This is a genomic window from Micromonospora sp. NPDC023956 (assembly GCF_040639195.1).
Lineage (GTDB): Bacteria > Actinomycetota > Actinomycetes > Mycobacteriales > Micromonosporaceae > Micromonospora.
Map to the genome: position 1 here is coordinate 126,559 of NZ_JBEZZN010000016.1, position 12,207 is coordinate 138,765.

The following is a 12,207-nucleotide window of genomic DNA, read 5'->3' on the forward strand; positions in this document are numbered from 1 at the left end:
TCCTTGTTCGGTGGCGGTTCAGACGATGCTGCGGCGAAGCTTCTGCAGCCCGGCGGCGGCCACGATCACCAGTCCCTTGATCAGTAGCTGCACGTTGGCGTCGATGTTGTTGAGGGCGAGGATGTTGTTGAGGATGCCGAGCAGCAGCGCCCCGGCGAGCGTGCCGCCCATCGAGCCGGTGCCCCCGGCCAGGCTGGTGCCGCCGATCACCACCGCGGCGATGGCGTCCAGTTCGTAGCCGGCGCCGTCGTTGGGGCTGCCCTGGTTGAGCTGGCCCGCGTGGATGATGCCGGCCACCGCGGCGAGCAGGCCGGCGATGGCGAACACCGCGACCTTGACCCGCAGCACCGGCACCCCCGAGAGCCGGGCGGCCTTCTCGTTGCCGCCGATGGCATAGACGTGGCGGGCGAACGCGGTGGTGCGCAGCACGACGATGGCGGCCACCCCGATGACGACGAACAGCACCGCCGGGACGGGCACCACCCCGTTGATGGTGCCGTTGAGGATCTCGAACGCCGGGGGCGCTTCCTGGGGACCGTCGCCGTAGGCGATCGGGATGCCGAGTCCACCCGACCAGATCCGGGCGAGGCCGCGCGCGACCTGGAGTCCCGCCAGGGTGACGATGAACGACTGGATGCCGAGCCGGGCCGTCGCGTAGCCCTGGAGGGCACCGAAGAGCGCACCGATCAACAGGACCACGGTGACCGCGGGCAGGATGCCCAGCCCGGAGTCGACCATCAGCGTCGCGGTGCCGACGGCGGAGAGGCCGAGGATGGCACCGACGGAGAGGTCGATGCCGCCGAGCAGGACGACGAACGTCATGCCGACCGCGATGATCCCGATCTCGGACACCGCGCGGACGATGTTGCCGAGGTTCTCCGTCGACAGGAACAGGATCTCGCCGTCACGACGGGGTGAGACCGCGATGGCCAGCACGAACACGATCAGCAACGCGAAGAGGCTCTGCACGGCGAAGATCCGCTCGACGAGTCCACCCCGGCCGTCCGGTCGGCGCCACCGCCGACCGCCGCCGGTGTCGACGCCCGCCGCGCCGGCCGGCCCGATCGGTGTCCCGGGGCTCTTCCCGGACTCGCGGAGGTGGGTCATCGGTCGTCCCTTCCGACGTACGCGCCGCCCATCGCGGCAGTCAGGATGTCCTCGCCGGTGCACCCGTCGGCGGCCAGGTCCGCGACGGTCCGGCCCCGACGCAGGACCACGATCCGGTCGCAGACCCCGGTCAGCTCGGGCAGCTCCGACGACGCGAGCAGGATGCCCATCCCGTCGTCGGCGAGCCGGCGCAGCAGCCGGTAGATCTCCGCCTTGGCGCCGACGTCGACGCCCCGGGTCGGTTCGTCGAGCAGCAGCAGGCGGGGACCGGTGAGGATGTGCCGGGCGAAGACCACCTTCTGCTGGTTGCCCCCGGAGAGCGCGCCGACCGGTGCGGTGGTCGACGGTGTCCTGATCGCCAGGGCGGCCACCTGCTCGCGGACGGCGTCCCGTTCGCGGCGGGTGCGGACGACCCCGGCGGTGGTGAACCGGCGCAGGGCGGCCAGCACGATGCTCCGGCCGACCGGGTGCTCGAGGACGAGGGCGGAGCGGCGACGGTCCTCGGGAACGAAGCCGACACCGGCGCGCAGCGCGGACCGGGGACCGCGCGGGGCGTACGGGCGACCGGCCAGTCGGAGCACCCCGCTGCGCCGTCCGGACGGGCCCGCGCCGTACAGGGTCTCCAGCAGTTCGGTGCGGCCCGAGCCCATCAGACCGGCCAGGCCGACGATCTCCCCGGCCCGGACGGTCAGGCTGACCCCGGCGGGCTCGCAGCGACCGGGCCGGGTGACCCGGGGTCGGACCACGAGGTCCTCCGCCTCCAGCACGGCGGGCCCGTCCGGTTCCGCCGGCACGCCGACGTCGCGTCCCGCGTGGAACAGCGCCTCCGCCGGGCGGCCGACCATCAGCGTGATGATGCGTTGCCGGTCGGCGGGGTCGGGGCGCAGCGTGCCGGCCACCTCGCCGTTGCGCAGGACGGTGGCCCGGTCCGCGATGTGTTCGATCTCCTCGAGCCGGTGGGAGATGTAGACGACGGCCACGCCGCGCCCGCGCAGCGCCTCGATGGTGGACATCAGTCGCCGCACCTCGGCGTCGGCGAGCGCGGCGGTCGGTTCGTCCATGATGAGCACCCGGGCGTCGAGGGAGAGCGCCTTGGCGATCTCGACGAGCTGCTGCTCGCCGACGCGCAGCGAGCCGACCGGCCGCCGTGGGTCGAGGTCGGCGCCGAGCGGGGCGAGCCAGTCGCGGGCGCTCCGGATCATCGCCCGCCGGTCCAGCGTCCGGAGCCGGGTGCGCGGTTCCCGGCCGAGCACGAGGTTCTCGGCCACCGAGAGCGCCGGCACCAGGTCGAGTTCCTGGTGGATGGTGGCGATGCCGGCGGCCTGGGCGGCGGCCGGGCCGGCGAACCGGACGGGCCGCCCGCCGACCGAGATCTCCCCGTCGTACTCGGTCACCACGCCGGACAAGATGTTGATCAGGGTGGACTTGCCGGCCCCGTTCTCCCCCAGCAGGGCGTGCACCTCGCCGGCCCGCAGGGAGAGGTCCACGCCCCGCAGGGCGTGCACGCCGCCGAAGCGCTTCGCGATGCCGGACATGGCGACGATCACCTGGTCGCGCACGCGGACCTCCCCAGGAGATCAGGAATCGATTTCTGGCAAAATTAGACATGTGTCGATATATTGTCAAGGTCGCCGGTGCGGGGCGGGCAGCCGGGCCGCCGCCCGCCCCGCACCGGCGCGACCGGTCACGGCACGGCGTTGACGGCCGCGTGGACGGTCTCGGCGAAGGCGGTGTCCCGCCCCACCCCGCTGGCGGCGAACCGCCACGTCCCACCCGGATACAGCCCCGGTGACCACGTCGTCCCGCCGTTGCGCCAGAGCGGCTGCCAGGCCGCCATCGCGTGACCGGCGTCGTACCAGGTGTTGTCACCGCGCCAGGCCGAGGCCCAGCGGTGCGCCGCGACCACGGACAGGTCCGTACCGGAGGTCATCGACCAGGTCGGCATCCCCGGCACGTCGCCGGTGGGCCGGGCCGCGACGGCGGGATCACCCACCGCCGGCAGGGCACCGTCGACGTTGAACGCCACCTCCCACACCGGTGCCGTCGTCGGGCCGGTCACCGACCAGGTGACGTCGCTCTGCAACGCCGGGCCGGACCACCGGGGGGCCACCGTGAGCAGCCAGTCGGCGGTGACCGGCTCGTCACCCATCCGGATGCCGACCAGGTTGATCCGGGAACCGTCGGCGGAGACGTCCACCCGGGCCGGCGGCCCCGCCCGGTCGGTGACGTCGAACCGGCCGACCGCCAGGTAGGGGCCGGTCCCCCGGTGCGACGAGTCCAGGGCCGATCGGTACACCCCGGCACCGGCCGGATCGACCTCCAGGGCGGCGATCCTCGTGTGCGGCCAGGTCCGTACGTCGGCGCGCAGGAACCCGGTGCTCACCCGGTACCCCCGGGCGACGACCCCGGTTGACCAGGTCAACGGCGCGAGCCACAGCCCGCCCTGGCCCCAACCGGCATGACTGAGGTACCAGTTCCCGCCGTCGGTCACCACCTCGGCGGCGTGCGCGTCGAGCACGGCCACCTTCTCCGCGCCCTCGAACCGCAGCGGATCCCGGCTGCGGTAGACCGCGGTGCGCCGGTACGCCGCGCCGTAGTCGGTGCCGTCGCAGCAGACGAAGAGATACCACCAGTCCCCCCGCCGCACCACGAACGGCGACTCCGTCTGCCCGGCCGCCCGCCCGGTGTGCGGCGACGCGTACGCGATGCCCCGCCCGCTCCAGCTCCGCAGGTCGGTGCTGGTGCGGTAGGCGACCACGTGGTTGCCGCCCTGCGGGTTCGCGGTCGCCGTGTAGTACATGACCCACCGGTCACCGACCCGGGTCACCATCGGGTCGCGGCCCTCCCAGCCGTCGGTGAACAGCGGGTTCGCCGGGCTCCGGGTCCAGGTGAACAGGTCGGTCGAGGTGGCCAGGTGCATCCGGTAGTTCGCGTAGTCGGGGCTCCCGGCCGCGTAGAACATGTAGTAGACGCCCCGGTCGTGCACGACGTGCGGCGCCCAGATCCACTGCTCGCCGGCCGCCGGGTCGGCCACCAGCGCCGGGCGCTGTTTCGTCCACGGCCCGGTGGGCGTGGGCGCGGTCGCGTGGCCGAAACTCTTCTCGTCCTGCGGCGCGCCCGGCTCCGCGTGGGTGATGGCGAAGACGTGCCACAGTCCGGTGCGCTCGTCGCGCACGATCGTGTGGTCGTTGTAGTACCAGGCCACCGGTTCCCCCACGCTCGGGTCGTAGACCCGGGTCAGCGGACCCCGTGCCGGCGTCTCCCCCACCGTCTCGTACGCCGTGGTGATCACCGACGCCGGCGGCCCGACGCGCCGCAGGGTGATCGTGTCCAGGCCGGCGAGGAAACCGGAGGACGACGCGGACCGCCCGGTCACCGTCACCGTCAGCCGGTGGGTGCCGGCGGTGAGCGAGGCCGAGCCCAGCGGCACCGCCTCGACCCGCCGCACGGTGGGGGCGTAGCCGTCGAAGAGCTGGCCGACGGCCACGCCGTCGACGGCGAAGCGCAGCGTGCCGTAGTCGGCGGCCCGGGTCAGCACCCCGCCGATGTCGTACTGCCCGGCCGGCACCGGCGGCAGCGACACGGTCACCGAGTCCCCCGCCCGGACGGCCCGCAGCCAGAGCTGACGGCCGGCCGACCAGCTCACCCCGCAGCAGTTGGCCTGCGCCTCGACCGGGGCGGTGGACGAGGTCACCGTCAGCGCCTCCGCCTCCGCCCGGACCACGTCCTCGGCGGCTGCCGGTCCGGCCGGGACGGTCACCAGGGCGGCACCGAGCAGGAGCACCGCGAGCCTCCGGAGTGCGCGCATCACGACACCCCCGGCCGGGGCAGCTCGGTGCCGGGCGCGAACCGGTCGTGCCAGCGGACACCGGCTCCGAAACCGCTGCCGGTGGAGAGCGCCACGAACACGTCCGCGGCGGTGCCCCGGGTGTACGTCACCACGTCCGCCCTTCCGTCGCCGTTGACGTCGCCGACACCGGGAACCTCGTCGCCGACCGCGAACCAGTCGTGCCACCGGACCGCCTGCGGACGGAACCGCGTGCCGTCGGAGAGCGCCACGAGCACGTCGCCCGTGGTGCCCCGGGTGAACGACACGACGTCGTCGCGCCCGTCGCCGTCCACGTCGCCCAGGGCCGGCAGCTGGTCGCCGAGCACGAGCGAGTCGTGCCACTTCCAGCCGTCCTCGACGAACCGGGTCCCGTCGGAGAGGGAGACGAAGACGTCGCCCGTGGTGCCCCGGGTGAACGTCACGATGTCGTCGCGCCCGTCGCCGTCGGCGTCGCCGACCGCCGGCAGCTCGTCGCCGATCGCGAAGTGGTCGTGCCACTTGACGCCGGGACCGAATCCGCTGCCGGTGGAGAGCGCCACGTACACGTCACCGGTGCCGCCCCGGGTGAAGGTGATGATGTCCGTCCGCCCGTCGCCGTTCACGTCGCCCACCGCGGGTGTCTCGGTGCCGGTGGCGAAGAAGTCGTGCCACTTGACCCCGGCCGCGTAGCTCGTGCCGGTGGACAGTCCCACGTAGACGTCGGCGCTGTCGCCCCGGGTAAAGGTGATGACGTCGGCCCGGCCGTCGCCGTCGACGTCACCGGTGAACGGGACCTCCTCGCCGACGGCGAAGAAGTCGTTCCAGGTCCGCCCGTCGGGGACGAAGCGGGCCCCGTCCGACAGGGCGGTGGTCACGTCGGCGGTGGTGCCCCGGCTGAACGACACGGCGTCGTCGCGGCGGTCGCCGTTGGCGTCGCTGGTGTTGCGGGTGCGGGTGGTCGCCGACACCTCCGCCGAGGGCGCGGAGCTGTTGCCGGCCCCGTCGACCGCGACGACCCGGTAGTAACGGGTCTGTCCCGCCGGCAACGGGCCGTGCCGGAAGGTGGTCGTCCGGGTCGTACCGACCAGGTTGGCCGGGCTGGTCGCGACCCCCGCGCTGCCCGAGGCGTAGACCCGGTAGCCCGCGACGCCCACGTTGTCCGTCGACGCCGACCAGGACAGCCCGATGGCGTGCACCCGCCCGCCGGCCAGGGTGAGACCGGCGACCGCACCCGGCGCGGTCGCGTCGACGAACGGGGCGACCATGCTGTCGGCCTCGTAGCGCGCCGCCGTCCAGACCGGGGCCCCGGCCACCGGGGCCAGCGTGACGGTGACCGTCGAGCGGCCGGCGGTCAGCCCGGCCGGAAGGACGAACTCGTCGTCCAACCAGCGCTGCGCGCCGTTGCCCAGCGGTTGCCGCCAGACGCCCGCCGGCGAGCCGTCGACCGATACGGCGACCTGCTGGTAGCTGTTGGCCTGGTCGCCGTGCCGGCGCAGCCGTACGCCCTGGTTGGCCGGCTCGACCGCGAGCCGGAAGGTGACGGCGCCGCTGCCGGCCCGCACCTGGCCGGTGACCGGGACGTTGTCGTCGTCACCCTCGTACGGGGTGGTCAGCGCGTACTGGGTTCCGGCGTCGGTGTAGGCGTGCCCGGCGCGGCTGGCCGCGTCGCCGGTGACCAGCGTGTCGGTGCGGCGCAGCGCGACGGTCGGCTGGGTGTAGAGGAACGCGGTCGAGGCGTAGTCCGCCGGCATGTCGTTGGCCGGGCCGTGCTCGATGCCGAACCGCAGCGCCGAGGCGTAGGGCACCGCGTCGCCGATCATCAGCCGGTAGACCGCGTCGCACTCGTCGACGCAGCCCCCGGACCGGAACAGGTGGGCGGTGTTGCCGGTGAAGACGCCGCTGTACTCGCCCCGGTTGAAGTACCACCCGGACTCGTAGAAGTCTTCGGTGCCGGTGCCGTAGATCTGCGGCGTGGGCGAGCCGTCGACGTGGATGCGCTCGTCGCCCTCCAGGTAGTTACGGGTGTTGCCGCCGATGATGTGGCCCCGGGCGGTCTGCGACACGCCGACGAACCGTCCCCGGCCGGCCTGGTCGGCGACGATCCAGTCCTGGCCGCCCACCGTCTCCGCCCGGCGGGACTGGGTGGTGAAGTAGCCGGCGCTGCCGTCGGGGGCGAGCGCCCCGGTCCACGCGGTGCCCGGCGCGCTGGTCACCTCGGCCTGCACGCCGGTGACCGGGGTGCCGGTGGTGTTGGTGACCGACACCGTGGCGGTGGACCGGAACGGCATCGGCCACCAGGCGCTGTACCAACCCCCCGGGGTGGCGTCCATGGCGAACATCAGGGAGCGGACGGACCGTTCGCCCAGCCCGGCGCCGAAGAACTCGCCGATCGGGCTGTCGACCGTGCGCCGGCCGTCGAAGGCGATCCGGAGCCGCAGGCCCGACAGCGTCGCCGGGGTGGCCACCGCGTCGGGCAGCCGCAGCCGCAGCGCGGTGACCGCGGCCGGGCCGGTGAGCGTGGCGATCGTGGACTGTCCGCCCGCCGGGACGTCGACCCGGGCGGTCGTGGTGGTGGCGCCGGGCTGCGCGGGCTTCGGATCGCGCTGGCCGGCGGCGCGCAACCTGTCCACCACGTCGACGGCGGGGTCGGCGGGGTCGAAGGTGGACACCCCGACCGCGTCGGCGAAGCTGCGGTAGGTGACGTGGTGGAAGAGCGGGTTGTGCTGGGTGGTGATCCGCATCGAGCTGCGGTAGGGCATGGGCACCTTGACGGTCACCCCGCCCGAGGTCTGTTCGGCGTTGGTCACCAGGGGCCACACGAAGGGGCTGCCGAGGGCGCCGTCGACCAGGCGCTGGAGGTTGGTGTCGACCACCGTGACCCCGTCGAGTTCGATCCGGATCCAGCCGGTGGCGCTGACGTTCCCCTCGTCCCGGGTGAACCAGATCGACTGCACCTCGCCGGCCCCGTGGTCCTCCGCGATGACACAGCCGCCGGACTGGCGCAGGCAGGAGTACGTGCCGACGAAGCCGTCGTCGTTGGAGCCGTCCCGGGCGAAGCTGGAGAACTGCCGGGTACGGCTGCCGGCCGCCAGTTCGGGCAGTCGGTCGAGCCGGCGGTAGACGTCCCAGCCCACCGGGCCCTTGTCGTCGGTGGCGGCGAGCGGCGCGGCGGGCGGCTCGGCTCCGCCCCGGTCCGGCGTGGACGGCGCGGCGTGCGCTGACGTCGGGGGGATCATGGTCGCCAGCGCCGCGGCGAGCGCCAGCCAGCGGCGGACGTGAGCCTTCATGGGTGTCCCCTCCAGGATGACCGTCGGCAACCGCGAGAAATCGATTGCTCGGCAGTTAACTGGCAACATCGCGGTATGTCAATACTTGACGGCCGCCGCCCAGTTGCTGAAGGAGTTCTTCAGGGTGCATTGACAGCCGTCAGGGTCCTGGCGATACTCCTCGGCAATCGATTTCTCGCCGCCTCCCGCTGGCACCCCTCCCGAGGAGCATCGTGAGACGTACCCCCCTCGCCCTGCTGGTCGGCATCTGCACCACACTGGCGTCGGTCGTGGTCGCCGCGCCGGCCCACGCCGACGCTCCGGTCGGCACGCTGGCCTGTTCCTCCATCCCCGCCAACCACGACCCCGCGGTCACCGTGATCGTCTACCGGGTCGCCCGCGCCCACAACGTCAACGACAAGGTCATGCTCTCCGCGTTCGAGGCGGGCTGGGTCGAGTCACACATGAACAACCTGCCGTGCGGCGACAAGTCCTCGCTCGGGGTGTTCCAGCAGCGGTGGGACTACGGCTGGGGCACGCCGGAGCAGATCATGGACCCGGTCTACGCCAGCACCCAGTACGTCACCCGCGCGATCGTCTGCGACCGGAACAACCCCCACTACACCGCCGGTCAGGTCGCCCAGTGCGTGCAGCGCTCCGGCTTCCCCGACCGCTACGACCAGGTGGCGGCCAAGGCACGGACCCTGCTCGACGAGGCGGCGCGTACCCATGCGATGACCGGCGGGTCCGCCACCGACGTCAGCGGCGACGGGCGCGACGACATCATCACCTTCACCCAGAACTCCCTAGCCGACGTCTACGTCTCCACCTCCACCGGCACCACCTTCGCCGGCACCTCGGTCAAGTGGAACGACTTCTTCTCCATCGGCGGCGAGACGGCCTCGACCGGGGACGTCAACGGCGACGGCAAGGACGACATCGTCACCTTCGCGCACAGCAACACCGGCGACGTGTACGTGGCGCTGTCGACCGGCACCGGCTTCACCGGCGGCCAGAAGTGGCACGACTGGTTCGCCCCCGGCGCGGAGCTCGGCGCGGTCGGGGACGTCAACGGCGACGGCCGCGACGACATCGTCGCCTTCACGCACAACGCGGCCGGCGACGTGTACGTGGCGCTCTCCACCGGGTCGTCGTTCGCCGGTACCGCCGTCAAATGGCACGACTACTTCTCCATCACCGGCGAACACCCCGCCCTCGGCGACGTCAACGGCGACGGCAAAGACGACATCATCACCTTCACCCAAGGCACCAACGCCGACGTCATCATCGCCCTCTCCACCGGCACCACCTTCGGCCCACCCCAAAAATGGCACGACCTCTTCGCCATCGGCACCGAACAACCCCGCATCGGCGACATCAACGGCGACGGCAAAGACGACATCATCACCTTCACCTGCAACACCAACGCCGACGTCTACGCCGCCACCTCCACCGGCACCACCTTCACCGGCACCACCATCAAATGGAACGACCACTTCTGCCTCACCGGCGAATTCCCCTACCTCGCCGACGTCAACGGCGACAACAAAGACGACATCATCGTCTTCACCAAAAACACCACCAACGACGTCTACGTCGGACTCTCCACCGGCACCACCTTCCAACCCGGCACCAAATGGCACGACTACTTCGGCCTCAACGGCGAAACCACCCTCTGACCCCGTCCCCTGAACAGCGAGCGCCGCGTCGCAGGTCACCTGACTGCGGCGCGGCCCTACCCGATGGAGGATCCATGGACAACATCCCCGCCGCCCGCCGGCCGCTGAGCCGTCGGCGACTCCTGACCGGCGCCGCGGGAGTCGCCGCCGCCGGCACGATCGCCGGCGCCCTCGCCGGGCCGCTGCCCGCATCCGCCGCCCGCGACGGCCACGGTCTGCGCATCGTCGACCGGAACGAGAACGGTGGCCGGTTGCAGTACTACCGGTTCGCCACCGACGCGATCCAGTGGGACCCGGCCGTCAACGTCCTGCTGCCGGACGGCTACCACACCAGCGGCAAGCGGTACCCGGTGCTGTACCTGCTGCACGGCGGAGCCGCCGACTTCCGGCAGTTCCACATGCACGACAACATCATCAACCTGACCGCCGGCAGGGAGATCATCGTCGTCATGCCGGACGCCGCGACCGGCTGGTACTGCAACCCGGTGCACAGCAACACCGGGCCCCGCAACTGGGAAACCTTCCACATGGCCCAGCTCCTGCCCTGGATCGAGGCGAACTTCCGGACCTTCCCGGAGTACAACGGCCGGGCGGTGGCCGGCTTCTCGATGGGCGGGTTCGGCGCGCTGAAGTACACCGCGAAGTACTACGGGCACTTCTGCTCGGTGAGTTCCCACTCCGGCCCGGCCAGCCTGCGGCGCGACTTCGGCCTCGTCGTGCACTGGGCCAACCTCTCCTCGGCCGCCGTGGAACTCGGCGGGGGCACCGTGTACGGCGCGCCGCTGTGGGACGAGGCGCGGGTGACCGCGGACAACCCGATGCAGCGGATCGAGAGCTACCGCAACAAGCGGATCTTCCTGGTCGCCGGCACCTCGCCCGACCCGGTCAACTGGTTCGACACCGTCAACGAGACGCAGGTGCTGGCCGGTCAGCGGGAGTTCCGGGGTGCCCTCGGCCGCGCCGGGATCCCGCACGAGTGGCACGAACGTCCCGGTGGCCACTTCTTCCGGCACGACATGTTCGTCCAGGACCTCAACGGGATGCTCGGACGCCTGCGCCGCGCCGGCTGACCTCCGACCGACGACGCGCCGCCACCGCACGACCGGCGGCGCGTCGTCGTCGGTACCGGGCCACCGCCGGCTGGTCGGACAGCCCTCCGGCCAGGCGGCTGCTCCGCACCCGCGCGTGACGAGCCCCGCTCGGGGCCCACGACGCGCCACCCACCCAGTCGAGTCTTCCCCTCACCGGAGTCACCCATGTCACGGCTTTCGAGAAGCAGGGTGCGTCGCGTCCTGGCCTCCCTGCTCACCCTGGCGGCGGGCGTCCTGATCGGGGCGATGGCGACACCGTCCCCCGCGCTCGCCGCGCCGAACTTCAAGGCACCGTTCCCGTGCGGCCAGCGGTGGACCTACGGCCACCACAGCGCCGAGGTCCGCCTGGCCCTGGACTTCGTCCGGGCCGACGGCACCACCGGAGGTACGCCGCAGCTCGCCTCCGCCGCCGGTGTCGCCCGGCGGTACTCCCAGCCCAGCGGTGCCGGCAACTACATCGTCATCGACCACGGCGGCGGGTGGACGACCTACTACTTCCACCTCACCGCCTACTCCGTGCCCGACGGGGCGTACGTGCAGCAGGGACAGCAGATCGGCACCACGGGCAGCACCGGCAACTCCTCCGGCGCGCACATCCACTACGAGCAGCTCTACAACGGAGCCGGGCAGACGATCGTCATCAACGGCATGTCGTTGGCGCCCTACCCCGGTCAGTACCACCAGAAGTACCTGGTCAGCGACAACTGCGGCCCGTCACCGTCGAACGACCGGTATCTGGCCGGGTCGCCGACGGACTTCACCGGCGACGGCCGCGACGACATCGTCACCTTCACCAAGGGCACCCTCAACGACGTCTACGTCTCCACCTCCACCGGCACCACCTTCACCGGCACCTCCGTCAAATGGAACGACTTCTTCGGCCTCAACGGCGAAACCCTCCTCACCGGAGACTTCAACGGCGACAACAAAGACGACATCATCACCTTCACCCACGGCACCCTCGCCGACGTCTACGTCGCCCTCTCCACCGGCACCACCTTCACCACCAGCCAAAAATGGCACGACTGGTTCGCCCCCCACGCCGAAGTAGCCGCCGTCGGCGACGTCAACGGCGACGGCCGCGACGACATCATCACCTTCACCCACGACACCAACGCCGACGTCTACGTCGCCCTCTCCACCGGCACCAGCTTCACCGGCACCGCCGTCAAATGGCACGACTACTTCTCCATCACCGGCGAACACCCCGCCCTCGGCGACGTCAACGGCGACGGCAAAGACGACATCATCACCTT

7 protein-coding genes are annotated in these 12,207 nt (G+C 71.8%); 3 read left to right on the forward strand and 4 right to left on the reverse strand.

Annotated elements, in window-relative coordinates; genetic code table 11:
* Positions 1–18 precede the first annotated feature (18 nt).
* The 4 genes from AB0F58_RS25425 to AB0F58_RS25440 all read right to left on the reverse strand — a co-directional run bounded on the left by AB0F58_RS25425 (position 19) and on the right by AB0F58_RS25440 (position 8,202).
* Positions 19–1,107, reverse strand: a complete 1,089-nt coding sequence (locus AB0F58_RS25425; RefSeq protein WP_357147715.1) for an ABC transporter permease — start codon at positions 1,105–1,107, stop codon at positions 19–21.
* Positions 1,104–2,666, reverse strand: coding sequence for a sugar ABC transporter ATP-binding protein (locus AB0F58_RS25430; RefSeq protein ID WP_357147717.1), 1,563 nt, complete (start codon positions 2,664–2,666; stop codon positions 1,104–1,106). The genes AB0F58_RS25425 and AB0F58_RS25430 overlap by 4 nt, the downstream gene beginning before the upstream one ends.
* Before the next feature lie 125 nt (positions 2,667–2,791).
* A complete protein-coding gene (locus tag AB0F58_RS25435; protein ID WP_357147720.1) occupies positions 2,792–4,915 on the reverse strand; it encodes a family 43 glycosylhydrolase in 2,124 nt (707 codons plus the stop codon).
* Positions 4,915–8,202: a DUF2961 domain-containing protein gene (locus AB0F58_RS25440; protein WP_357147723.1), complete on the reverse strand. Its 3,288-nt coding sequence runs from the start codon at positions 8,200–8,202 to the stop codon at positions 4,915–4,917. The genes AB0F58_RS25435 and AB0F58_RS25440 overlap by 1 nt, the downstream gene beginning before the upstream one ends.
* Before the next feature lie 212 nt (positions 8,203–8,414).
* On the opposite strand from AB0F58_RS25440, the gene AB0F58_RS25445 reads away from it, so the two are divergent.
* From AB0F58_RS25445 to AB0F58_RS25455, 3 genes are all read left to right on the forward strand, one after another.
* Complete coding sequence (locus AB0F58_RS25445) at positions 8,415–9,860, forward strand: VCBS repeat-containing protein (RefSeq protein WP_357147726.1); 1,446 nt, start codon at positions 8,415–8,417, stop codon at positions 9,858–9,860.
* 74 nt (positions 9,861–9,934) lie between these two features.
* The gene (locus tag AB0F58_RS25450; protein WP_357147729.1) at positions 9,935–10,930 is read left to right on the forward strand and encodes an alpha/beta hydrolase-fold protein; all 996 of its coding nucleotides are present in this window, start codon (positions 9,935–9,937) and stop codon (positions 10,928–10,930) included.
* A gap of 186 nt (positions 10,931–11,116) precedes the next feature.
* On the forward strand, positions 11,117–12,207 hold a 1,091-nt coding region (locus AB0F58_RS25455; RefSeq protein WP_357147732.1), incomplete at its 3' end, for a VCBS repeat domain-containing M23 family metallopeptidase.